Genomic DNA, 21,518 nt, shown 5'->3' with positions numbered 1-21,518 from the left:
AACTAATCAACCTCAACTCTGGATAATACATGCATTTCAAACAGCGCTTTACACCGATAACTAAGCAAATTTCAAGTTTGAATGTATCGTATGGGGCTATTGGTAGAATCAAGGTTATTTATTCATCTCTTAACCAGAGTTGAGGTTAATCAAGCACAATGCCACACCATCTTACTTTAATGCCGCTCATTCAAATCATCCTTTCACAGTAACAATATTCGACTTAACAGGCATTTTTATGTCAGGATGTGACTGTTACAGGTTCGTTACCAAGTGATTAAAATAGCAACAGCCAACTCACAAGAATGAGATATTGGTCATAATAATAATGATAAAGGAAATCGTATGTCTCAAGCCGCGTCTTCAAAACCGTCGCCCTCCAACCACAAGCAACCCACCCTACTCGATGCACTTATTCCCGTTTTCGCGCTCATTATTATGCTTGGTGCTGCGGTATATTTGTTTTCATCTGACAGTTCATCAGGTGCTAACCAAATAGCATTGGTGTTAGCGGCGTGCATCGCCATGGTCATTGGCTTTAAAAATGGCTACAGCTGGAACCAAATGGAGCGCGGAATTGTTAAAAGTATCGGGGTTGCCACTGGCGCGCTGTTAATTTTGTTCAGTGTAGGCTCACTCATTGGCACCTGGATTTTAGCCGGCACAGTACCCACGATGATTTACTACGGCATGCAAATCCTGAACCCCGATTATTTCTATACCGCATGTTGTTTATTGTGCGCGGTAGTAGCGTTAAGTATTGGCAGCTCCTGGACCGTTGCCGGTACGCTCGGTATCGCATTAGTGGGGATATCCTCAGCCATGGGATTAGATGTGAACATTACTGCGGGTGCCATAATCAGTGGCGCCTATTTTGGCGACAAAATGTCGCCCATGTCTGACACGACCAACCTTGCACCTGCTGTGGCTGGTACCGATATTTTTAGCCATATTCGCCACATGACCTGGACCACAGTACCCAGCATTATTATTGCCCTTATCGGCTTTACCTTTTTAGGCTTAACCGCAGACGCCACCCCAATTGAAAACCAACTGACTGACACCCTAGCGCTATTAGACAAAACCTATCACCCTGGGCTGCATTTACTCATCCCATTATTAGTGGTGCTGTATTTGGCTAATCGCAGAATGCCTGCATTTCCTACGGTTATATTAGGCACGTTAGCCGGGGCGGCATGCGCGGCACTATTTCAATTTGATAACGTTATCGCTTTTGTCCACGACGATACCTTACTGCCCATCGTGGCGTTAGTTAAAGGTTTATGGATTGCCATGTTTGACGGGTATGTGGCTAACACGGGCGATGAAGTATTAGACAGTTTATTAAGCCGCGGCGGCATGAGCAGCATGGTGACCACAGTATGGTTAATTTTATGCGCCATGGCATTTGGTGGTGTAATGGAAGTCACCGGTTTACTTGGGCGCATCTTAGAAAGCATCCTCACTGTCGTGACCGGCACCAGCAGCCTAATTATTACCACCATAGGTGTGTGTATTGGCGCAAATATCATTACTGCCGACCAATACATTGCTATTGTACTGCCTGGGCGAATGCTAAAAATTGAATACACCCGCCGTAAGTTGGCTGCGGTGAATTTAAGCCGTTCACTTGAAGACTCGGCAACCGTCACCAGCCCGTTAGTGCCATGGAACACCTGCGGTGCCTTTATGGCCAGCACCTTAGGCGTGGCAACCATTGCCTACTTGCCATACGCCTTCTTTAACTTGGTGTGTCCATTTGTGAGTGCCACTTATGCCTATTTCAATGTCAAAATCGAGCCGTTGGACGAAACCAAAATAAGCACTGGCGAAGTTGTCGGTTAATCAACGAAGCAACATACAAGGCAACATAGACAGTTAACCAAAGCGGTCTTTTAACCAACCATAATGATAATAACCCCATTGCCCAAGGCGCCTTGCTTGGGTAAAGGGGAATGTCGGTAACGGTTGCTGGTATAAAGGCAGATTAGGCAAGGTTTCACCCGCAATGCTTTGTGCTAATCGGTACGCTGCTTGGCTACTAAACGACACTCCTGCACCACAATATCCTAAGCTGTACCCTACGCCACCTTTGCTATACACATGGGGCATATCGTCCATTGCTGCGGCAATCCAGCCGGTCCAGTTATAGGCAATCGCTTTGCTCGACAAACTCGGAAAACACTTATTCAGTGCCATTTTTAAACGCTCGCCATACACAGGGTTGGCCGCGTCTTTACCCCATACCGCACCGCGCCCACCAAACAGTAAGCGGTTGTCGGGCAATAAGCGGTAATAGTATTTTAAAATACGGGTGTCCATGGTGACCTGGTGCGTATGCAAACCAGCTTGTGCCAGCTCTTGCGCGGTAAGCGGCTCGGTTACGATCACATTGCTTAATATGGGTAAAAATTTGTCATCTATACGTTGATTAAATCGTTTGGGGGTATACGCATTGCCCGCCATAACCACTTTATTGGCAATCAATTCACCGTTAGAAGTCATCAGCCGATGCTTAGCGCCCTCTTCAATCCACTCTAACACACACGATTGCTCAGATATCGTCACGCCTTGAGCATGAAGCATGTCTTTATAACCGAGTAATAATTTAAGCGGGTTAAGGCCAAAACCATCTTTTAAACGCAAGGCACCATAAGCTTGATGATGATCTAAATATTGCGCTCTAAAATCGCCGCTATTAATAAACTCAGCGCCACTGTCTTGGTCATCTGCAAGGTGCTGTTGAATATACTTGGCCGCATTTTGCAATGTAACTAATGCCTTAGCATTATGGGCCACCTTTAAGTAACCCGCTTCTTGTGGCTCACAGGCAATATTGTGTTGTTTAATTAAGCCATCAACGCGCGCGACCGCTTGGGTAAATTCATTATAAATACCTTTGGTGGTGGCTAAGTCCCAGCGTTTAGTCATGGCTGCGTACCCTAAACGACCAGAGCCTTTTAATACAAAACCAGCATTACGGGCGCTGGCACCAAACCCGACTTGATTGGCCTCCAACACATGGCAGTCAATATTAAACTCACTGGCCAAATAATACGCAGTTAACAGCCCGGTATAGCCGCCGCCAATAATCGCCACATCGGTATGTTGCCGACCCGACAATGGCGCTGTTGCAGCACCCAATGCCTGTGTCGTCGCCCAATAGCTTGGCGAAAAAGGTTGATTGTTAGGATGAGAATTTACCAGCGGATCGTACATATTATTCTTCTTATTAATCAGGGGAATCAGGCTAAAAAACTAACAACATTTCGCAAGCGACGCAGTGGCAGTCGTTATCACAAATAACGCAAATATAATCTTCGCCCATGTAACGCTGGTGCCAGCGTTGTGGGTGCTCGGCAATTAACACACCTCCGGCTTTGGTAAAATAGCGCACCGCCGCATTATTAGGGCTTTGTTGCCACAAATGGCTCACTCCCGCTTTAGCGCCTTGGGCAATAACCGCCGCTTTGGATGCAGCTAATAATTGTCCGCCAAGGCCTTTACCACGGGCAGATTCGGCAATGGTATTTGATTTGAAATAACACACGTCCTCAAATGCAACCCCCCACTTGCCTACTGTGCACCATTGATCTTGCGGCCATTGCCCTGCAGCATAGGTCAACCTAAAACCAATTAGCTGATTGTTTTCAATTGCGACAAAATTGGCATTAATACCGTGCTTTATGCCTTTATGATAAATCGCAGTTAGTTCAGCAATATCCATATAGCCGCTGCCGTGGACTATTTCACCTAGGGCAATCACTGCATCAAAGTCTGCGTGGGTTAGTTCTCTGATCATAATCTTATTTTTTTGTTTATTTAGGCACACTTTAGCACACGCCAATATAGCCAGCTACGATGTTAAACTTTTGTGATAATTTGGCAATAACCTAGTGAAACTCCTGCTGCATACTGATTGCAATTAAACAAAAGGAGCTCGGTTATGAAACGTACATTAGTGACTGCAAGTCTTATGGCTGCTGGATTATTTAGCCTTCCAACTTTGGCTTCTGACATTGAAGTCAGTGTAACCAATTTAACTCACGGAAATCACTTTACCCCACTGTTAATTGCCGCTCACGATGCAGATAGCCACTTATTTCAAGTCGGTACCGAAGCCTCTGCCGCGTTACAAAAAATGGCTGAAGGTGGAGACATTGCCGATTTAGATGCTGCTGTAACCGGTAATGCGGGTGTAACCGTCACAAATCCAGCAATGGGCTTACTGGCAGCGGGTACAAGTGTGAGCGAGGTAATGCTTGATACTGGTGATAACACTCATCTATCGATTGTGGCCATGGTACTACCAACCAACGACGCCTTTATTGGGCTAGACGGCTGGGAAATTCCAACTGAAGCGGGCACTTATACTGTGTACCTTAATGCCTATGATGCCGGCACCGAAGCCAATGATGAAATTATTAATGGTGGCGGTATGTCAGGTGCACCGGGTATACCTGCAGCACCTAGTGGAGATGGCGGAACCAATGGCACAGGCGTAATGGACAGCAGCGAAAACGCTAACGTTCATACTCACCCTGGTGTATTGGGTGACACAGATCCTGCTGGTGGCATGAGTGACCTAGACAGCCGCGTACACCGCTGGTTGAACCCTGTTGCCAAAGTTGTGGTAACAGTAAAATAAGGAGGTAGCCCATGAAACCCACTGATTTTACATTAAAGCCCAGTTTACTGGCCATGTTGGCAGCAGCCACCTTACTAACCGCGTGTGGCGATGATGATAATGACACTGTTGACGAGACGCCACCAGCACCAGTGATGCAAACCTTCACGGTTACCGTCATTAACCTCACCGCGAACCAACCCATGTCTCCGGTGATTTTAGCGGCTCATGCTAGCGATGCCATGCTGTGGAACGCGGGTGAAATGGCAAGTGAAGCCATAGAAAAAATGGCCGAAGGTGGTGACACCGCTGATATCGCGGCATTAGATGTGCTGACTAGCAGCGTTAACGGTGCAGGTTTATTAATGCCCGGCGCAAGTGAAACCCTCACCATCACGTTAGATGAAACAGACGTTGCCAGCATTAGCCTAGCGACCATGCTAGTGAACACTAACGATGCATTTACCGGTGTAAACAGTTATAACATTGCCGGTATGCAAGTCGACGCCTCCAGCTCAATGAAGTTTATGGCGTATGATGCGGGCACCGAGGCAAACACCGAAGCCAAAGGCACCATTCCAGGGCCAGCCGATGGCGGCGAAGGATATAACGCCGCGCGTGATGATGTCGACTTTGTCCATATTCATCCTGGGGTAATTTCAATGTATGACGGTTTAGATGACTCAGTACTGGATGCATCACACCGTTTTGATAACCCAGTATTCGGCGTCACCATCACCAGAACGGAATAAATTTCAACCAAGCTGAAATTTATTCTCCTCAAAGCAGGTCTAGTTGTTAATGCAACGACTGGATTTGCTTTGAGGAACTCAACATGAATGGAACCACTAAACATAACGGCCATGCCTGCCCACAACATATTTTACTGGTAGAAGATGAACAAGACCTGGCTAAATTGGTCATGCTTAACCTCAAAGCGCTCAACTACCAAGTTGATCACGCCACCACATTAAAGCAAGCCATGCAGATTATTGAACATAAAAAGCTCGATTTAATTTTATTAGACCGCATGCTCCCCGATGGTGACGGCATTATGCTGTGTGAGCAATTACGCCAAGCCGGTAAGGAAGTTCCGCTCATGCTATTAACTGCTAAAGATTCAGAGGCTGACGTAGTATTAGGCCTTGAAGCTGGAGCTGACGATTACCTCGTAAAACCCTTTAGTGTGTTAGAACTGCGCGCACGAGTAAAAGCGTTATTAAGGCGTGGTAAAGCCCAACAAGAACAAACCCAACAAATTGAATTTAATAGTGTCACCATTAACTCTAGCACCCGCGAAGTCAAAGCGTTCAACAAAGCACTGACCCTCACCGCCCGCGAGTTTGATTTACTGCTGTTTTTAGCCAAACATCCGCAGCAAGTCTTCAGCCGGATGCAGTTATTGGAGGCGGTATGGGGTTACAACTACGACGGTTACGAGCACACAGTAAACAGCCATATCAATCGATTACGCAATAAGCTATCGCAATGCTCACCCGAACACGACTTAGTCAAAACAGTGTGGGGCGTAGGCTATAAATTTTCACCACCAGAGGTGCAAACCCACTAATGAATCGCTTATTTAACCGATTATTTTTAGCCGCAACCCTAGTTGTATTACTGTTATTTGTTGCCTTATGGCAATGGCTACAACTTAACCATGAGTTTAGCCGCAACCAAATACAACAATCACTGCACCGTGAGCTGGCCGAACACATGGCTCACATTAACCCGTTATTGTCTCAAGGGATTACCTCTGACGCGGCACTTAAAGAAGCCTTTCATGACTTTATGTTGCTAGGCCCAAGCTTTGAAATTTATACCCTAGACCCAAATGGCAAAGTGATTGCCTATGATGCCAAAGACGAAAAAATTAAAAACCACCGCGTGGATACTCATATTATTCAACAGTTTTTAGCCGGCGAAAACCTGCCAGTGCTTGGCACCGATCCGCGCAGCGAAGACACCCACAAGATATTTTCTGTCAGTAAACTGGTAACACCAGAAGGGCTTCACAGTGGCTATTTGTACGTCATCATTGGTGGTGAAGATTACGACAGCTGGCAAGCGCTTATCAATGCCGAAAACCAACCTAAAATTTGGGGAGCAACAATAGGTTTTTGGATCATTTTTGCCCTAGTGCTGTTTGTGATTTTATTGCGCTATTTTACCCGGCCGATCCAAAAGCTAGCCCAAGACTTAACTGAGCTTAAAAATAACCCAATGTCGGACAACCTAATGCTGCCGCAGCGTTATCGAGGCAGTTTAGAGATAAGCCAACTGAGCCATCATATTAATCACCTGCTGCAAGAAATCCAGTTGCAACAACAGCAAGTTAAGCGCCAACAACAAGCTAAACACGACTTTTTATTGCATTTGTCGCATGACTTAAAAACCCCGCTTACCGCGCTTTTAGGTTATATCGATACCTGGCTTATTTTACCTGACCATGAACGCGACGAGGCGCTGATCCAATATGCAGCCAACTCAGGCCAAACATTACAGCAATTGCTCGCCCAGTTATTGGAATTAGCCGCATTAGAAAACGGCCAAATCGATGCGCAACTGCAACAGGTTAATTTAACTGAGCTGCTCAGCGACATTGAACAAACCTTTACCCCGCGTGCTAAAAAGCTCGGCGTTCAACTTGATTTTGACATTAATCATGCAGAACAAATCTATACCGACCCCACATTAATGCGCCGCATCCTCAACAACTTAGTCGATAACGCACTACGCTACACACCTGCTGGTGGAAAAATTCAAATTATCAACACACAACACAATGGCCAACAATGGTTAACCGTGCGCGACACCGGCGCCGGCATGCACAAACATGAAGTTGACGCTCTGAAACAATTGTCGATGACTTCACTGTCATTTGAACCGAATCAAAGCCTGCCGCAACTTGGCGTCGGACTCGCCATCGTCAGGCAACTATTGGGCTTATTAAAGTGCAAAATTGAAATCGACAGCCAACCAGGTGTGGGAAGTGAGTTTAAGATAGAGTTGGTGAGTCAAGGCTAAATGTTGAGATTGAGTTTGTTGCGATTACAGAGAGAAGCAAGATAGAAATGCCTTAGAGAGGGTCTGCTTGGTTGGTGAGAATGGTATCTTCTCACCAACACGCGCAAATACATCCATGATGATTAATTTCTATTTGTTCTAAAAATCAAATACGACTGCAAGTCATAGAATTACTCACATGGGAGTTGTACTTGTTTTGCACAAGCTTGCTGAGTCTTCTCAGTCGATTCTAGCCCTAAACAAAAGTCGAGACGAACAGTGTGGCTTTCTTTCGCGGTTGGTGTTTGATCTGTTTGCCATTGCCACTGACTCACAATACTTTTTGCGTGTCGACTAATCTTAGTATGGGGTATTGAAATGACGGTTTGAATATTTTCTGCTTTACCAGATTCAACAACATCAAATGACAATACTGTACAGCCAGCCATTCGTGCCTTAGCAAGTTCAATTGGATACAATGGCGCTTGATGGTTAACGCGCGTCCACATTGCACCGCTTTCAGGGGTAATGTCTGTGACGAGGGTTTCACCGTAAATATTCATTCTTTTCGCTTCGCTAGGATGCGAAACCACCACACTTAATAGTACGGCCAAGACTAATAATCGCATTTTACTCTCCCTAGTATTATGCTTTCATCACAGCAGATACTGTAATTACTGTGCTTTATTTAAACTGCATAAAACTATAAGTGATTGTTTCTTAAATGTACAATTGATTGTTCTCAGTAAATGGGTATAACGAAGGTAATACATCCGACAGTTATAAGTATGAATTTTGGCCTCCACCGCTGGGTTGATTTAAGCCGTTTTGCAGCTCACGATTTGCACCACTGCACTGTCTCCTTGATGATATTTACCCTCAGAGATGTGCCTTTCTACTTCAATGCCAACCAAAAATTCGAGCCCTTTAAGCTCGGTTTCTAGTGCTTCCAAAGACATAAATAATTCTTTGCTCGATGGAGGCGGTCCGCCTATGCCCGTCATATAAATATGGCGTTCTGTATAGGCTTCTAAAATAAATATACCGTTAGTTTTGAGTGCATTTACCGCTTGCTGGTGGAGATCTTTACGTAATGAAGGGGGAACATGTGCAGAGATTGAGACGATGCCATCCCAAACGTTTTTCCCTAAATCATAGTGGCTTAAATCCGCAACCACAGTTGTAATTTCTACACCGCACTCTACAGCAAAGGCTTGTGCTTTTTTAAGGCCGACGGAAGATTGATCAACGGCAGTCACCTTATAGCCTTGTTTAGCCAAAAACACCGCATTTCGACCTTCACCTTCAGCTAAACACAGCACTCGACCACCTTTTGGTATACGAGAACATTCAGATTTTAAAAAATCATTAGGCTCAACACCATATACAAAACCTTGTTCGTTATACCTTTGATCCCACATTTGCACTCCAACACTCCTCTACTTGAGCCATTTAAGACCTCGCTTCAACAGCCACTAAATATTACGCTCAAAGTCACCCTGTGTGCACCCGACACATCAATGGTTAGCTATGAAGGCACAAACCATCCCTTAATACCATATATGGTATTAAGGGATGCCTCACTATAATGTTTTAAAGCATTAAGTTTAGTCCGTGGTTTTGCACGTTGATATGCCAAACGGCACATATGCCGGGCACCAGCCAAACGCAGCGGTAAATAGGGGAATAATCCCAACTACACCCCACCAAGACTGATTGTAAAAGCCAACAGCAATGATGCATGCTCCAAGAAATATCCTTATCATCCGATCGATTTTACCTATGTTACATTTCATATAAACCTCCACTTACTTCAGGGTTGGCAAAATGAAAACCAATAACAGAATCTTTAGTTGCTAACCTCAAAAATTGAATCAACTACCACGAATGAATCACTAAAGTCATTTTGTGTTTTTTTCATTCTTAATATTGGGTTAGCACTATTAATGCCTGCATGTTTTTTGTACACCTATATATTAACAATATGCCTTTATGACTTAAAAAAACAGCAAAAAATTAACTTTCAAGAGTGACATTCTGATTGCAGGTTATAGCGTCTATATTAGCCATTGGATAACAGAAAAAGTTCAAAGATAAAACGAATAGGCAGAGAGGAATAATGCGGGAGGTAACTCGTTAGCAGTTAGGCAATAATAAAACAAAAAAGCGAACCCGAAGGCTCGCTTTCATTAACCAATACCTGTGATTACTTGTGGTATTGCTTAGATAACTCATGCACAGAGTTGATAAATGAACCAGCATGCTCAGGATCAACATGTTGATGAATACCATGGCCTAAGTTAAATACATGGCCGGTACCTTCACCATAACTCGCTAGAATTTGGTCAACTTCTTGATGAATACGCTCTGGCGTAGCATACAACATTGATGGGTCCATGTTGCCCTGTAGAGCCACTTTATGACCTACGCGACGACGTGCATCACCGATATCAACAGTCCAATCTAAACCTAAAGCATCACAGCCTGTTTCAGCCATAGACTCTAACCATAATCCGCCGCCTTTAGTGAACAAGGTAACAGGCACTTTACGGCCATCAGCAAAACGGGTTAAGCCATCAACAATTTTTTGCATATAACGTAATGAGAATTCGCGGTAAGCGTGGTGCGATAATGCGCCACCCCATGAGTCGAATATCATTAACGATTGTGCGCCGTTAGCCACCTGAGCGTTAAGATATAACACCACAGAGTCTGCTAACTTATCTAATAACATGTGCAATGCAGCAGGTTCTGCATACGCCATACGTTTGATTTTTTCGAACGTTTTGCTTGAACCGCCTTCAACCATGTAAGTGGCTAGCGTCCAAGGTGAACCTGAAAAGCCAATTAATGGTACTGCACCGTTAAGTTCACGACGAATGGTGCTCACTGCACGCATTACGTAACCTAACTCGTCTTCTGGATCTGGGATGCTCAGTTTTTTGATGGCATCAATGGTATCTGTTGGACGTTCAAAACGTGGACCTTCACCTGCTTCAAAGTACAGGCCTAGCCCCATCGCATCGGGTACAGTCAAAATATCTGAGAATAAAATCGCAGCATCTAAATCATAACGACGCAAAGGCTGTAACGTCACTTCGCAAGCTAATTCAGCGTTACGACATAACGACATAAAGTCGCCAGCCTGAGCTCGAGTTGCTTTGTATTCAGGTAAATAACGGCCTGCTTGACGCATCATCCATACGGGAGTGACATCAACTGGCTGCTTTAACAACGCACGTAAATAACGATCATTTTTTAATTCTGCCATGTGGGCTTTCTTCCTAGACTGTTATGATTTCTGCTGGGCGCTAGTTTAGCACTTACGCGATTAATGTAACCACTCAAGCGAGATTTATGTGAGCTATTCCTAAATCTAATGGTTAATTTTTTAACACACTCGCTTTATTGCTCACAAAACACACAATATTGATGTGTAAATCGCAAATTAACTGATTAAGAGTTGCGTCGTGATAAGTCGTTTGGTATAAAAAGTGTGCGCTAGCAAGAACAATCAAGAAGCCCGAAAAATCGAGCCTTTGAAAACTTCGTTACCCCGTGATGGCCTGCCTTCACGGGGTTTTTTATTGTCTATCATTTGCCATTCTCTTTTTCAGCGTTCTTAGCTGGTTGGTCCTGAAAATATAAATAAAACAGTTGATCACAATACACTTTGTCCAATACATTAGTTGTTATAGAAAGGTTGCTGATTAGAGAATACACATGCTAACAAAATTAGAAAAAGCAGAGAAACGCTGGGGCGGCGCCAATAAGTTAGTCGATCAGTGGCTTAATCACCGCCGAAAATTATTGATACAATATTTTATTGTCGCTGGTCTTGCGCCTTATTCTCGAGCAGAAAAGTCGTTGCCAACACTTGAACAAGTGAAAGACTTTTGCGATCAATTAGTCGACTATGTCTCGGAAGGCCATTTTGAGGTATACAACAACGTTGTGAAAGCCTGCGAAAAATTTGGTGAATCAAGTATCGATACCGCGAAAGCATTATTACCTCAAATAAGCGAAAGTACCGATGCAGCTCTCGATTTTAACGACAAGTACACAGAGGCTGTCGACGAAGATATTCTGTATCAACTTGATAGTGATTTATCGAAATTAGCACAATCTATGGAAGCTCGTTTTGAATTAGAAGATCAGTTATTAGAAGTGTTGCATAATCGTCATTCTTAATCTGGGTTTAAAAACACACCACCGTAAACACGCAATAAATCACACTTTATTGCGCTTTACCCATAAAGCGTCTATTGCTTTTTATACCAATTATCAGGCAACTCCACTTGCGACCATAAGTCTTGGCATAAGCGCTCTGAGTGATGCCAATCACCCATTTTTAACCAATCAACTAACGCATCACCCACTTGCGGATAAGCAATAGGCTTTGGAGAAGGAGACTTTAACCAACGTTTCAATATGGCCGAATCTAGCTGTATCATGCTCTCCGCCGCTGCCAGTAATTGCAATGCCGCCACATTTGCCTGTTGCTCAAATTGGCCTAATAGTGGTTTAACAAGTAGCTTTTTACCTAGGGTCATTGCTTCACTGGCGAGTTCAAATCCTGCATTACCAATCACTCCACCACATTGCGACATATGTTGTTTAAAGCCTTCACGATTAAAACCATGCCATTGTATGTGCTCCGCCATGCCTTTTATGGGCTTTATGCTGTGATAAACAAAAAATTGATATTGATCGAACGGCGCTAAAAACTCAGCGATTCGGTCGGCATCTTCAAAAGGAAGGTAGACTAAAATTTGATGACTATGATCCCCACAACTGGCAGACACTTCGACAAAAGGCGGCAAAATAGGAAAACCAAAATGATGCCAATGACACCCTAGGGCAATATCAACGGGCGCAAAACGATTGAGTAGTAACTCATTAAACCAATTTGTGCCCTGTTTAGGTACAGGGTATTGCAATGCAGCTTGATGGCTAATCGCAATCGATGGCACGTTTTGCTGTCGCGCAGCCCATGCACTAACTGGCTCAAAGTCATTGAGCACAAGGTCATAGCGACTTAAATCTAACTGCTTAATTTCTGAAAATATATTCGCCATTAAATTTTGTTTTGCTGTTTTAGCGACATTTACGCGGCCATTCTCGCTAATAAAGGTCATGCCATTACGCGTTTGGTAATCACCAAAACATTGCATATCAAAATATTGCTCAGGCGCTCGTCCCGAAAAAATAAAATCTACGTCAATGTTGCCCTTTCCTAACGCTTTAGCCATCACCCGCGCACGGCTAATATGCCCATTGCCAGTACCTTGGACCCCGTACAGAATTTTCATAATAGCTTTATTTCCTCAACGGCTTAATCACTTAAACAATGATGATGTAATGAAAATTACAGCATTAGTTGCTCAACCAGTATGACGGACCCCACACCTAAACCCGCCCCAGCCAGAATATCTAATGGATAATGCACGCCAAGGGCAATACGAGATGCGCCCACAAAACAGGCCCAAGCAAAGGCAATGGGCGCCAACGATGGAAATACCACATTTACCACACTAGCAAACACAAAAGCTCCAGCGGTATGTCCTGAGGGTAAACTAAACTTATCAGAGGGTTCAAAACCAGAGTCAAACCCTGCTAATGCATAGCAAGGACGGTGGCGACGAATGCCATTTTTAAGCAGTAAATACAACGGAAATTCGACAGTAAAGCTGCCCAGCATTAAATTAAAAAATGATTGCCCATGGGGGTGAAGAAAAAGTAACGCTACTGACAAATAGGCATAGTAATGACCGTCGCCTGTTGCCGACATTCGTTTAGCCGCAGGACTTAAGTGGTTGTCACGACTAAATTGCACTATCCAATAAAAGCAATATTTATCCAACTCACTGATATTCATCTTCATGCTTGACTCCATGCCAAACGCTGGGACATCTTCAACCCGAGCAAAGTTATCTATTTGTTAACAAGCTAAATAATAGAGAGTAGGAATGAACACGAGGTGACAGTGAGTCTACAGTTTTATGACAATGAAAAATGATATTGATAATGGACTCTTTAACAAAAAAACCTCTCAAACATAAGCTTGAGAGGTTTTTGTTATCGACTTAGCGAGCGTGCTAAAAATGCTAAATCCGACTTAAGCTGTTTGTGCTTGTAACGATCTGTTGCGATAAATTTTCACTAAGTGATACACATTGATACAAGCAACAAATGCGTTCATTCCAGCCACAGGCCATGCATCGATTGAATACCCGTAAGCAACAAAGAAAGAACAACCAAGAAAATTTAAACATCTTAGTAAAATGATGTCTTTCATCATCAACGAAATAGCAACCATAACCGATGCTGCATAACCTAAGACTTCAATAAAATTGATATTTTCCATAAGAACCTCTATTTCAGGCTCTCTACCTTCCGTAAGCGTAACGGGGGATCCATGCCCCTAAAGCTAGTATTAATTGTAAACTAACATTAAAAATCTGAGTGTTATGTTAACAAAATGACGTTCAAAGTTGTAATTAAAAAACGTATTAGAATGACCTAAATCAACATATATCGGCTAAACTGCTAAATTTGAAAGAAAATTACTTCCAAATTTGATCCTTGTTCTGTATTTAGGCCAATCGATTAAATTAGCGTGTTTTTGCAATAAGTTGATTTACAGCAATCTGGTGATTGATAAGGCTTTTATTTTCACAAAAAGCTCATATAATTCATTTATCTTTGCTTTACCCAGCAATTTACCATTGCTGCCCAACAGGAGTTAAATATGGAATACAACACCTCAGAACTCTGCGACATGTATATAGATGTAGTTGATGTCGTCGAACCTATGTTCAGTAACTATGGTGGTTGCAGCTCCTTCGGTGGCTCAATCAGTACCATTAAATGCTTTGAAGACTACGGCCTGATTGCTGATGCTTTAGAAGATGATGGTGAAGGTAAGGTGCTGTTAGTCGATGGCGGCGGTTCATTAAGACGCGCCTTAGTTGACGCTAAAATTGCTGAACTTGCCGTTGCAAACAACTGGGAAGGTATTATTGTTTATGGTTCTGTTCGCGATGTCGATACCCTTGAAGAGCTCGACATTGGGATTCAAGCCATTGCATCTATTCCTGTTGGTGCTGAAGGCAATGGCGTTGGTGAAGTCGAAATTCCAGTTAACTTTGGCGGCGTAACCTTCTTACCAGGTGATCATATTTACGCTGACAATACCGGAGTCATTTTGTCGCCAGAACCATTAGATATTGAATAATAACTCATGTTCAACGACAACGCCCTTGCATAATCTAGGGCAACACGATTTCTAAAAACCAGCTATGCTGGTTTTTTTATGTCAATATTCAGCCAATGTGAGGTACACAATAATGTTTACTGCGTTTACCCAACAGCATTGTGATGCTTTACTGAGCATCAGAGCCAATGAAACTAAATTGGGCCAACAAGTCTTATTGGCTAACCCGCAACAGACCTTAGCTGAAAACGCCCAACTTGCAGCCAATGCCGGTGCACGATTTGCCATCATAGCCATTGCTGAAGATGTAGGCCCACGAGCAAATTTAGGTCGTGGTGGCGCAAGCGAATCCTTTCACGCCTGCATGGCTCAATTTTTAAATTTACAATCGAATCGTTTTTTAAACGGTAATCAATGTGCCATTCTCGGCCAAATAAGCTTGGCCACACAGCCAGACTCTGTCAGCAGCGTAGATGAACTTCGCCAAGCCACGGCCGAACTTGACCAACTTGTTATTGATGCCACATGCCATCTATTAAAAGCCGGGTTAGAACCCATTGTCATCGGCGGTGGTCACAATAATGCTTACGGATTATTAATGGCCATTAAAGCCTTCACAGGTCTACCCGTCGCCGCGGTTAACCTAGATCCTCATTCCGATTTTAGACCCAGAGAAGGTCGCCATAGTGGCAATGGATTTAGCTACGCAGCAGCCAATGGCGCGTTAGACCATTACCATATTTTGGGTCTACACGAACTTAAAAATAGCGAATCAACATTAGAACAATTGAGTTTGTTTGGTGCAACATGGCACAGTTTTCAACAAATTTGGGTGCGCAGAGAATTGCAGCTCGACGCTGCATTAAAACACATTGCCACAGCACTAAATCAAACCCAATTACCGGTTGCCTTAGAGCTCGACGTTGACGCCATTGCCAATATGCCCAGTAGCGCGGCCACATTTGCCGGTATTCCGCTTCTCGATGCCTGCCAATATGTGCATTATATTGCCAAGCATTGCCCATGCACTTACGTTCACTTTGCAGAAGCTGCCCCGTCATGTCATCACGCGGGGGTGACTGCGGGGATGCGTGACGTTGGCCAAGGACTGAGCGAGTTAATTTATGCTTATATTCAGGGACGATTAGCTAGGCTGAATTAGAATCCACTAAAGCTATTCATTAAAGGCTAATTTTATGCTCTAATGCAGAACAATTTTTTAGCCTCTGATGGGCATTTTTATCAAGGTTAATCGACGCGAGTTCATTGTGGCGTTCAAGATGATGTGAATTACCCAACGTAGCTGACTAGACAACTAATTGATTGTTGTCACACTCTAGCACCACAGTGTTTCAGCAATCATTCGCAATGACTTACACTCGCACTTAATTATCGCACATTATAGGAATATACCGATGTCTGAGGGCGAACCAAAGAACACGCATTTTGGATATAAAACCGTTGAAGCAGATAAAAAAGCGGACTTAGTTGCCGATGTGTTTCACTCAGTGGCCGCGAAGTACGACATTATGAATGACGTGATGTCTTTCGGTATTCACCGCTTTTGGAAGCGTCATACGATCGAAACTGCGGCAGCGCGCCCAGGAATGAAAGTGCTAGATTTAGCTGGCGGCACAGGCGACTTAACGGCTAAGTTTTCACATTTAGTCGGTGATCGCGGCCAGGTAGTACTGGCTGATATCAATGATTCTATGCTTAAAGTTGGCCGCACTAAACTGCGTGACAAAGGCATTGTTAATAACGTCAGTTATGTACAAGCAAACGCTGAAGCATTGCCGTTTCCTGATAATCACTTCGACATTATTACCATTGCATTTGGCTTACGTAATGTTACCGATAAAGATGCCGCGTTACGCTCAATGCAACGTGTATTAAAACCGGGTGGCAAGTTGTTGGTACTTGAGTTCTCAACGCCAAAGCATGAACTTATGCGCAAAGTGTACGACATGTATAGCTTTAAAGTGTTGCCAAAAATGGGTGAGCTTATCACTAAAGATGCCGACAGCTACGAATACCTCGCCGAGTCAATTCGCATGCATCCTGATCAAGAAACCTTAAAACAAATGATGGTAGATGCCGGTTTTGAACAGGTTGATTACACCAACATGACCGATGGTGTTGTCGCATTACACAAAGGTTATAAGTTTTAATGGCCGTCAATCAGTTTGCTTTATTAGTTTGTGCGGCAATCGAAACCGGTTTTAATCGATTACCGCCACAAGCTAAAGATGATTATGCCAAGCAGAAATCATTGCATGGCAAAGTGATTTGCATTCAGCTAAGTCAACTTAGCTGGCCTATATACTTAGTGTTTGCCAAGCAAATACAAGTGATGAGTCATTACGAAGGTGAGGTGGCAGTTACTGTGAATGCTGATGCCTCGACGTTGTACCAGTTAACCGAAGGCGCCAATTTAACGGAGTTGATTAAACAAGATAAACTCAGTTTAGAAGGCGATATTCAGATTCTACAAACGCTGAGCCATTACCTACAGCATATTCATTTCGATTTTGCCGAACCCTTATCACGTTATCTCGGCGACGCGCCAACCCACAAGTTAGTCACAGGCGCTAAGCAACTAGGCCAAGACATTAAAGAGGTGATGCTTAAATCACGGGCACATATTAGTCAGCTTACCACCGAAGAATACCGACTGGCACCGCACAAAATTGAGATCATTCACTTTCGTGATAATCTAGAAGAGCTAGTGAGCCAAACCGAACAAATTGAAGCCAAAATAGCCAAATTAAGAGAGCAAATAATTCAATGACATTTGCAAGTATCAGGCGTGGTTACCATGTCATTAAAACCATTCTGCATTTTGGCTTAGATGACCTCATTCCTCGACACAAAAAGCCTTGGTATTTTGTCATTTTGCGCAACAGCCTATTTTGGATCCGCAATAAGCATAAACGTAAATCTCCTGCTGAACGCTTAAAACTCGCCATGCAAGACCTAGGGCCGGTTTACATTAAACTCGGTCAAATGCTGTCAACTCGTCGAGATTTACTCGACGACGAATGGGCTTACCAACTTGCCATGTTGCAAGATAGAGTGCCGCCGTTTGATTCAGCCCTTGCTCGCGAAGCGATTGAAGCCGAACTTGGCGCCCCTATCGACACCTATTTTGATGATTTTGACGACAGCCCATTAGCCTCTGCGTCTATTTCGCAAGTGCATACCGCAGTATTAAAATCTAACGGCAAAGACGTGGTACTTAAGATACTTCGTCCTAACGTAGAACAGCAAATACTGGCCGACTTACAATTAATGACCCAAACGGCAAACTTACTTGAAACCATACTCGGTGAAGGTAACCGTTTACGTCCTGCGGAAGTGATTGAAGATTATCAAACCACGATTTTAGGTGAGCTAAACTTAAAACTTGAAGCGCTGAATGCCATAAGATTACGCAATAACTTTATCGATTCGAATGCGCTTTACGTGCCTTTTGTCTATGAAGAACACAGCTATGAACGCTTAATGGTTATGGAACGAATATACGGTATTCCTGTCTCTGACACCGAAGCGCTACGCGCCCAAGGCACCAACTTTAAATTGCTTGCAGAACGTGGCGTAGAACTGTTTTTTACTCAAGTTTTTCGTGATAATTTTTTCCATGCCGACATGCACCCTGGAAACATTTTTATTAGCCGAGAACACCCTGACGACCCATTTTATATCGGTCTAGACTGCGGCATCATGGGGACTTTAACCGAGGTCGACAAACGCTACCTTGCAGAAAACTTTTTAGCCTTTTTTAATCGCGACTACCACCGTATTGCCCAACTGTATATCGAATCGGGTTGGGTATCGGAGCACACCGACATTATCGCTTTTGAACAGGCTGTAAAAGTGGTATGTGAGCCCATGTTTAATAAACCATTAGACGAGATTTCATTTGGCCATGTGTTATTAGAGCTGTTCCGCACCGCGCGCCATTTTGACATCGTTGTGCAGCCACAACTGGTATTACTTGAAAAAACCCTACTTTACATCGAAGGCTTAGGTCGTCAACTTTATCCGCAATTAGACTTATGGCAAACGGCCAAACCCTTTCTTGAACAATGGATGTCTGAGCAAGTTGGCCCTAAAGCCATGTTCAATAAAGTAAAATCTAACGCGCCATTTTGGGCAGACAAACTGCCTGAGTTTCCAGAGCTCATTTACGACAACTTAAAATTAGGCCGCAAGCTGCTTGGTACCCAACAGCAAATGTTAGATAAGTACTTGCGCTACCAACAGAAATCACACAAAAGTAATTATCTACTGATTACCTCTGCGGTATTATTGATCTGTGGCACAATTTTAATTTCACAAACCGTTACACTATGGCCTGCATATACCTGTATTGGCGCTGGTGTGTTGATTTGGGCAATCGGATGGCGATCTAGGCCAAAGAATCGTAAATTTTAGCTAGCACTAATTTATTAGAGGTTCATAATACTTAAAGAATTGGATGGTATTGTAACCTTGTAACATCACGTTATGCATAAACCATTATTTACATATAGAGGATAATCTTCATGGGCGGCATCAGTATTTGGCAGCTTCTAATTGTTGCGTTAATTGTCATTTTATTATTTGGAACTAAAAAACTTCGTTCTTTAGGCGGTGATTTGGGTGGAGCAGTAAAAGGCTTCAAAAGTGCCATGTCATCTGAAGAAGAGAAGAAATCACTAGAAGACAAAGAACCAAACCAAGACCAGACTGCAGCGACTTCGCAACAGGCAGCTGAAAAGCAACCTGAATCTAAAGATAAACAGGCGTAATTTATTATGTTTGACGGTATCGGCTTTATGGAGCTGCTGCTGATTGGTATTTTGGGGCTAGTTGTTCTCGGCCCCGAAAGATTACCAGTGGCGGTACGTTCGGTAACAGGTTGGATACGCGCCCTCAAGCGCATGGCTAACTCTGTCAAAGATGAACTCGAGCAAGAACTTAAAATCGAGCAGTTACATGCTGACTTAAAAAAAGCGGAAAGCAAAGGTTTAGCCAATTTATCGCCTGAGTTGAAAGAGTCGATTGATCAGTTAAAGCAAGCTGCTGAATCAGTTAACCGACCTTACAAAGTTGAAGACGATTCGCCTAAAACGCCAGCCACCGAGACAGCATCAACATCGAGCCCGACAGTGGAGCTACCAGCCGAAAAAACGACTGAGAACAGTTCACCTCCTAAATCTAACGGATAATTCATGTCGCAACAGCAACCGCTTATCAGCCATTTACTTGAATTACGGAATAAATTGCTCAAAGCTATTGGCAGTGTATTACTTGTATTCATTGCTATTGTGTATTGGGCAAACGATATTTATCACTACATCGCACTACCTTTGATGCGCTCGCTCCCAGAAACTGGCAGCATGATTGCAACCGATGTAGCCGCACCGTTTTTTGCCCCTTTTAAACTAACACTGGTGTTAGCATTTTTTATTGCTATCCCTTATGTGCTCTATCAAATATGGTCATTTGTAGCCCCAGGGTTATACAAGCATGAAAAACGCTTGGTTGTGCCCCTATTAACCAGTAGCACCTTGTTATTTTATTTAGGTATCGCATTTGCCTACTACATTGTATTTCCTGTTGTGTTTGGTTTTTTTACCAGTGTTGCTCCCGAAGGAGTCCAAGTTGCAACAGACATTAGTAGTTACTTAAGTTTTATTTTAAAGCTCTTTTTTGCTTTTGGATTAGCTTTTGAAATACCGGTAGCCGTCGTACTGTTATGCTGGGCAGGCGCAACAACCCCTGATGAGCTGCGCCAAAAGCGCCCTTACATCGTAGTGGGTGCCTTTGTGATTGGTATGCTATTAACACCCCCAGATATTATTTCTCAGACTATGCTAGCCGTACCAATGCTGTTATTGTTTGAGGGTGGCTTGATAGCGGCACGTTTTTACAGTAAAAAAGAAGATGAAGATGACGTGCCAGAAAACGAGCACGCTGATAGCTAATAAAAATGGCCTTAATTGGCCATTTTTTTGTTAGGCCTTTTGAACGTTGCAATAAAAAGTAAACTTAAATGTTCTACAGGCAGGTCATAAATAATAATAAGGAATAACAATGCGCTTAAGTTTAATTGTCACTGGTATATTATTGATATCAGTTAACGCACAGGCCAACACTCAACTTGGCGAACAACTTTCTTTTTGTGCCCAAAAAACCAATAACAAAGAGCGCCTGAGTTGCTATGACCAACTCGCCGCAAACGCTAAACCAAGCGCGAATATAAGCCTCCCTATAAAAGCGACAACACCCGCTGTAGTCGCTGTTGCTCAGGCTCCTGTTGCACCGGCAGTAGCCAGCACACCTTCTCAACCTGTAACACCTGTTGCCGCTTCAGCTCCCGCAGTAGCATCACCTGAGCTAAGTGTTGAAGATTTTGGTTTACAGAAAAAAGTCATCGAAGATGAAGTCAACCGCTTGTATTTTACTGTTGCCGATGTCTCTAAAGCACCTGGCGGTGCCCTCATTGTGACCTTAGATAATGGTCAAGTGTGGAAGCAAACAAACGCAGAGCGCTACAAAGTCAAAAAAGGTCACGATATCTATATTGAAACGGGTGCACTTAACTCATTTTTAATGGGCAGTGATGAGCGTAATGCAACCACCCGAGTGAAACGATTAAAGTAGCCTAGGCCATTTTATTCT

24 protein-coding genes are annotated in these 21,518 nt (G+C 43.5%); 15 read left to right on the top strand and 9 right to left on the bottom strand.

Translation table 11 applies throughout. The features are described 5' to 3' along the window. The first annotated feature begins 345 nt into the window (after positions 1-345). Positions 346-1,845: a Na+/H+ antiporter NhaC gene (nhaC, locus tag PQR79_RS18650; protein ID WP_238103029.1), complete on the top strand. Its 1,500-nt coding sequence runs from the start codon at positions 346-348 to the stop codon at positions 1,843-1,845. Positions 1,846-1,878: 33 nt separating this feature from the next. On the opposite strand, the gene PQR79_RS18645 is transcribed toward nhaC, so the two are convergent. Further along, entirely contained in the window at positions 1,879-3,219 is a 1,341-nt protein-coding gene (locus PQR79_RS18645) for an NAD(P)/FAD-dependent oxidoreductase (RefSeq protein ID WP_238103030.1), read from the bottom strand. A gap of 31 nt (positions 3,220-3,250) precedes the next feature. Then, positions 3,251-3,802 (bottom strand): GNAT family N-acetyltransferase, encoded by a 552-nt coding sequence (locus PQR79_RS18640; RefSeq protein ID WP_238103091.1) that lies wholly within the window; start codon positions 3,800-3,802, stop codon positions 3,251-3,253. A 144-nt stretch (positions 3,803-3,946) separates the two neighbouring features. On the opposite strand from PQR79_RS18640, the gene PQR79_RS18635 reads away from it, so the two are divergent. The 4 genes from PQR79_RS18635 to PQR79_RS18620 all read left to right on the top strand — a co-directional run bounded on the left by PQR79_RS18635 (position 3,947) and on the right by PQR79_RS18620 (position 7,654). Further along, positions 3,947-4,648 carry a spondin domain-containing protein gene (locus PQR79_RS18635; RefSeq protein ID WP_238103031.1) on the top strand — a complete coding sequence of 234 codons (702 nt, stop codon included), beginning with the start codon at positions 3,947-3,949 and terminating at the stop codon, positions 4,646-4,648. Positions 4,649-4,659: 11 nt separating this feature from the next. Further along, on the top strand, positions 4,660-5,379 hold the full coding sequence (locus tag PQR79_RS18630) for a spondin domain-containing protein (protein ID WP_238103032.1): 720 nt from the start codon (positions 4,660-4,662) through the stop codon (positions 5,377-5,379). An 83-nt stretch (positions 5,380-5,462) separates the two neighbouring features. Beyond that, on the top strand, positions 5,463-6,197 hold the full coding sequence (locus PQR79_RS18625; protein ID WP_238103033.1) for a response regulator transcription factor: 735 nt from the start codon (positions 5,463-5,465) through the stop codon (positions 6,195-6,197). Beyond that, positions 6,197-7,654, top strand: a complete 1,458-nt coding sequence (locus PQR79_RS18620) for a sensor histidine kinase (RefSeq protein WP_238103034.1) — start codon at positions 6,197-6,199, stop codon at positions 7,652-7,654. The genes PQR79_RS18625 and PQR79_RS18620 overlap by 1 nt, the downstream gene beginning before the upstream one ends. Positions 7,655-7,824: 170 nt before the next feature. Here PQR79_RS18620 and PQR79_RS18615 read toward each other — a convergent pair whose 3' ends face one another. The 4 genes from PQR79_RS18615 to hemE all read right to left on the bottom strand — a co-directional run bounded on the left by PQR79_RS18615 (position 7,825) and on the right by hemE (position 10,904). Continuing rightward, positions 7,825-8,262 carry an energy transducer TonB gene (locus PQR79_RS18615; RefSeq protein ID WP_238103035.1) on the bottom strand — a complete coding sequence of 146 codons (438 nt, stop codon included), beginning with the start codon at positions 8,260-8,262 and terminating at the stop codon, positions 7,825-7,827. A 189-nt stretch (positions 8,263-8,451) separates the two neighbouring features. Further along, complete coding sequence (locus PQR79_RS18610; protein ID WP_238103092.1) at positions 8,452-9,054, bottom strand: class I SAM-dependent methyltransferase; 603 nt, start codon at positions 9,052-9,054, stop codon at positions 8,452-8,454. Positions 9,055-9,240: 186 nt separating this feature from the next. Beyond that, positions 9,241-9,429, bottom strand: a complete 189-nt coding sequence (locus PQR79_RS18605; protein ID WP_274408612.1) for a YgaP family membrane protein — start codon at positions 9,427-9,429, stop codon at positions 9,241-9,243. A 410-nt stretch (positions 9,430-9,839) separates the two neighbouring features. After that, positions 9,840-10,904: a uroporphyrinogen decarboxylase gene (gene hemE / locus PQR79_RS18600; RefSeq protein WP_238103036.1), complete on the bottom strand. Its 1,065-nt coding sequence runs from the start codon at positions 10,902-10,904 to the stop codon at positions 9,840-9,842. A 452-nt stretch (positions 10,905-11,356) separates the two neighbouring features. On the opposite strand from hemE, the gene rsd reads away from it, so the two are divergent. Then, positions 11,357-11,824, top strand: coding sequence for a sigma D regulator (gene rsd, locus PQR79_RS18595; RefSeq protein ID WP_238103037.1), 468 nt, complete (start codon positions 11,357-11,359; stop codon positions 11,822-11,824). Between the two features lie 71 nt (positions 11,825-11,895). Here rsd and PQR79_RS18590 read toward each other — a convergent pair whose 3' ends face one another. The 3 genes from PQR79_RS18590 to PQR79_RS18580 all read right to left on the bottom strand — a co-directional run bounded on the left by PQR79_RS18590 (position 11,896) and on the right by PQR79_RS18580 (position 14,000). Next, a complete protein-coding gene (locus tag PQR79_RS18590; protein ID WP_238103039.1) occupies positions 11,896-12,945 on the bottom strand; it encodes an MJ1255/VC2487 family glycosyltransferase in 1,050 nt (349 codons plus the stop codon). Positions 12,946-13,001: 56 nt separating this feature from the next. Further along, a complete protein-coding gene (locus PQR79_RS18585) occupies positions 13,002-13,517 on the bottom strand; it encodes a phosphatase PAP2 family protein (RefSeq protein ID WP_238103041.1) in 516 nt (171 codons plus the stop codon). A 234-nt stretch (positions 13,518-13,751) separates the two neighbouring features. Further along, positions 13,752-14,000: a YgjV family protein gene (locus PQR79_RS18580; protein WP_238103043.1), complete on the bottom strand. Its 249-nt coding sequence runs from the start codon at positions 13,998-14,000 to the stop codon at positions 13,752-13,754. Between the two features lie 384 nt (positions 14,001-14,384). Between PQR79_RS18580 and rraA the strand changes: the two genes are divergently transcribed. The 9 genes from rraA (at position 14,385) to PQR79_RS18535 (ending at position 21,500) form a co-directional block, all read left to right on the top strand. Next, complete coding sequence (rraA, locus tag PQR79_RS18575) at positions 14,385-14,870, top strand: ribonuclease E activity regulator RraA (protein WP_238103045.1); 486 nt, start codon at positions 14,385-14,387, stop codon at positions 14,868-14,870. A 112-nt stretch (positions 14,871-14,982) separates the two neighbouring features. After that, positions 14,983-16,011, top strand: a complete 1,029-nt coding sequence (locus PQR79_RS18570) for a formimidoylglutamase (RefSeq protein ID WP_238103046.1) — start codon at positions 14,983-14,985, stop codon at positions 16,009-16,011. A gap of 253 nt (positions 16,012-16,264) precedes the next feature. Then, a complete protein-coding gene (gene ubiE, locus PQR79_RS18565; RefSeq protein WP_188957331.1) occupies positions 16,265-17,020 on the top strand; it encodes a bifunctional demethylmenaquinone methyltransferase/2-methoxy-6-polyprenyl-1,4-benzoquinol methylase UbiE in 756 nt (251 codons plus the stop codon). After that, complete coding sequence (locus tag PQR79_RS18560; RefSeq protein WP_238103047.1) at positions 17,020-17,640, top strand: ubiquinone biosynthesis accessory factor UbiJ; 621 nt, start codon at positions 17,020-17,022, stop codon at positions 17,638-17,640. The genes ubiE and PQR79_RS18560 overlap by 1 nt, the downstream gene beginning before the upstream one ends. Beyond that, positions 17,637-19,286 carry a ubiquinone biosynthesis regulatory protein kinase UbiB gene (gene ubiB / locus PQR79_RS18555; protein ID WP_238103048.1) on the top strand — a complete coding sequence of 550 codons (1,650 nt, stop codon included), beginning with the start codon at positions 17,637-17,639 and terminating at the stop codon, positions 19,284-19,286. The genes PQR79_RS18560 and ubiB overlap by 4 nt, the downstream gene beginning before the upstream one ends. Before the next feature lie 110 nt (positions 19,287-19,396). Further along, complete coding sequence (gene tatA / locus PQR79_RS18550) at positions 19,397-19,642, top strand: Sec-independent protein translocase subunit TatA (RefSeq protein ID WP_238103049.1); 246 nt, start codon at positions 19,397-19,399, stop codon at positions 19,640-19,642. Positions 19,643-19,648: 6 nt separating this feature from the next. Beyond that, positions 19,649-20,062, top strand: a complete 414-nt coding sequence (tatB, locus tag PQR79_RS18545; protein WP_238103050.1) for a Sec-independent protein translocase protein TatB — start codon at positions 19,649-19,651, stop codon at positions 20,060-20,062. Positions 20,063-20,065: 3 nt separating this feature from the next. After that, on the top strand, positions 20,066-20,821 hold the full coding sequence (gene tatC, locus PQR79_RS18540; protein WP_238103051.1) for a twin-arginine translocase subunit TatC: 756 nt from the start codon (positions 20,066-20,068) through the stop codon (positions 20,819-20,821). Positions 20,822-20,930: 109 nt separating this feature from the next. Further along, a complete protein-coding gene (locus tag PQR79_RS18535) occupies positions 20,931-21,500 on the top strand; it encodes a hypothetical protein (protein ID WP_238103052.1) in 570 nt (189 codons plus the stop codon). The last annotated feature ends 18 nt before the right edge of the window (positions 21,501-21,518 follow it).

Source organism: Shewanella metallivivens (genome assembly GCF_028750675.1).
In the GTDB taxonomy this organism is placed as follows: domain Bacteria; phylum Pseudomonadota; class Gammaproteobacteria; order Enterobacterales; family Shewanellaceae; genus Shewanella; species Shewanella metallivivens.
Note: the sequence above shows the minus strand (reverse complement) of the source record. Positions and strands in the feature narration are given on the sequence as shown.

Excerpts from the sequence above, each read along its gene's own strand:
- nhaC (WP_238103029.1), top strand. The coding sequence starts at position 346 with ATGTCTCAAGCCGCGTCTTCAAAACCGTCGCCCTCCAACCACAAGCAA.
- PQR79_RS18645 (WP_238103030.1), bottom strand. The coding sequence starts at position 3,219 with ATGTACGATCCGCTGGTAAATTCTCATCCTAACAATCAACCTTTTTCG.
- PQR79_RS18640 (WP_238103091.1), bottom strand. The coding sequence starts at position 3,802 with ATGATCAGAGAACTAACCCACGCAGACTTTGATGCAGTGATTGCCCTA.
- PQR79_RS18635 (WP_238103031.1), top strand. The coding sequence starts at position 3,947 with ATGAAACGTACATTAGTGACTGCAAGTCTTATGGCTGCTGGATTATTT.
- PQR79_RS18630 (WP_238103032.1), top strand. The coding sequence starts at position 4,660 with ATGAAACCCACTGATTTTACATTAAAGCCCAGTTTACTGGCCATGTTG.
- PQR79_RS18625 (WP_238103033.1), top strand. The coding sequence starts at position 5,463 with ATGAATGGAACCACTAAACATAACGGCCATGCCTGCCCACAACATATT.
- PQR79_RS18620 (WP_238103034.1), top strand. The coding sequence starts at position 6,197 with ATGAATCGCTTATTTAACCGATTATTTTTAGCCGCAACCCTAGTTGTA.
- PQR79_RS18615 (WP_238103035.1), bottom strand. The coding sequence starts at position 8,262 with ATGCGATTATTAGTCTTGGCCGTACTATTAAGTGTGGTGGTTTCGCAT.
- PQR79_RS18610 (WP_238103092.1), bottom strand. The coding sequence starts at position 9,054 with ATGTGGGATCAAAGGTATAACGAACAAGGTTTTGTATATGGTGTTGAG.
- PQR79_RS18605 (WP_274408612.1), bottom strand. The coding sequence starts at position 9,429 with ATGAAATGTAACATAGGTAAAATCGATCGGATGATAAGGATATTTCTT.
- hemE (WP_238103036.1), bottom strand. The coding sequence starts at position 10,904 with ATGGCAGAATTAAAAAATGATCGTTATTTACGTGCGTTGTTAAAGCAG.
- rsd (WP_238103037.1), top strand. The coding sequence starts at position 11,357 with ATGCTAACAAAATTAGAAAAAGCAGAGAAACGCTGGGGCGGCGCCAAT.
- PQR79_RS18590 (WP_238103039.1), bottom strand. The coding sequence starts at position 12,945 with ATGAAAATTCTGTACGGGGTCCAAGGTACTGGCAATGGGCATATTAGC.
- PQR79_RS18585 (WP_238103041.1), bottom strand. The coding sequence starts at position 13,517 with ATGAAGATGAATATCAGTGAGTTGGATAAATATTGCTTTTATTGGATA.
- PQR79_RS18580 (WP_238103043.1), bottom strand. The coding sequence starts at position 14,000 with ATGGAAAATATCAATTTTATTGAAGTCTTAGGTTATGCAGCATCGGTT.
- rraA (WP_238103045.1), top strand. The coding sequence starts at position 14,385 with ATGGAATACAACACCTCAGAACTCTGCGACATGTATATAGATGTAGTT.
- PQR79_RS18570 (WP_238103046.1), top strand. The coding sequence starts at position 14,983 with ATGTTTACTGCGTTTACCCAACAGCATTGTGATGCTTTACTGAGCATC.
- ubiE (WP_188957331.1), top strand. The coding sequence starts at position 16,265 with ATGTCTGAGGGCGAACCAAAGAACACGCATTTTGGATATAAAACCGTT.
- PQR79_RS18560 (WP_238103047.1), top strand. The coding sequence starts at position 17,020 with ATGGCCGTCAATCAGTTTGCTTTATTAGTTTGTGCGGCAATCGAAACC.
- ubiB (WP_238103048.1), top strand. The coding sequence starts at position 17,637 with ATGACATTTGCAAGTATCAGGCGTGGTTACCATGTCATTAAAACCATT.
- tatA (WP_238103049.1), top strand. The coding sequence starts at position 19,397 with ATGGGCGGCATCAGTATTTGGCAGCTTCTAATTGTTGCGTTAATTGTC.
- tatB (WP_238103050.1), top strand. The coding sequence starts at position 19,649 with ATGTTTGACGGTATCGGCTTTATGGAGCTGCTGCTGATTGGTATTTTG.
- tatC (WP_238103051.1), top strand. The coding sequence starts at position 20,066 with ATGTCGCAACAGCAACCGCTTATCAGCCATTTACTTGAATTACGGAAT.
- PQR79_RS18535 (WP_238103052.1), top strand. The coding sequence starts at position 20,931 with ATGCGCTTAAGTTTAATTGTCACTGGTATATTATTGATATCAGTTAAC.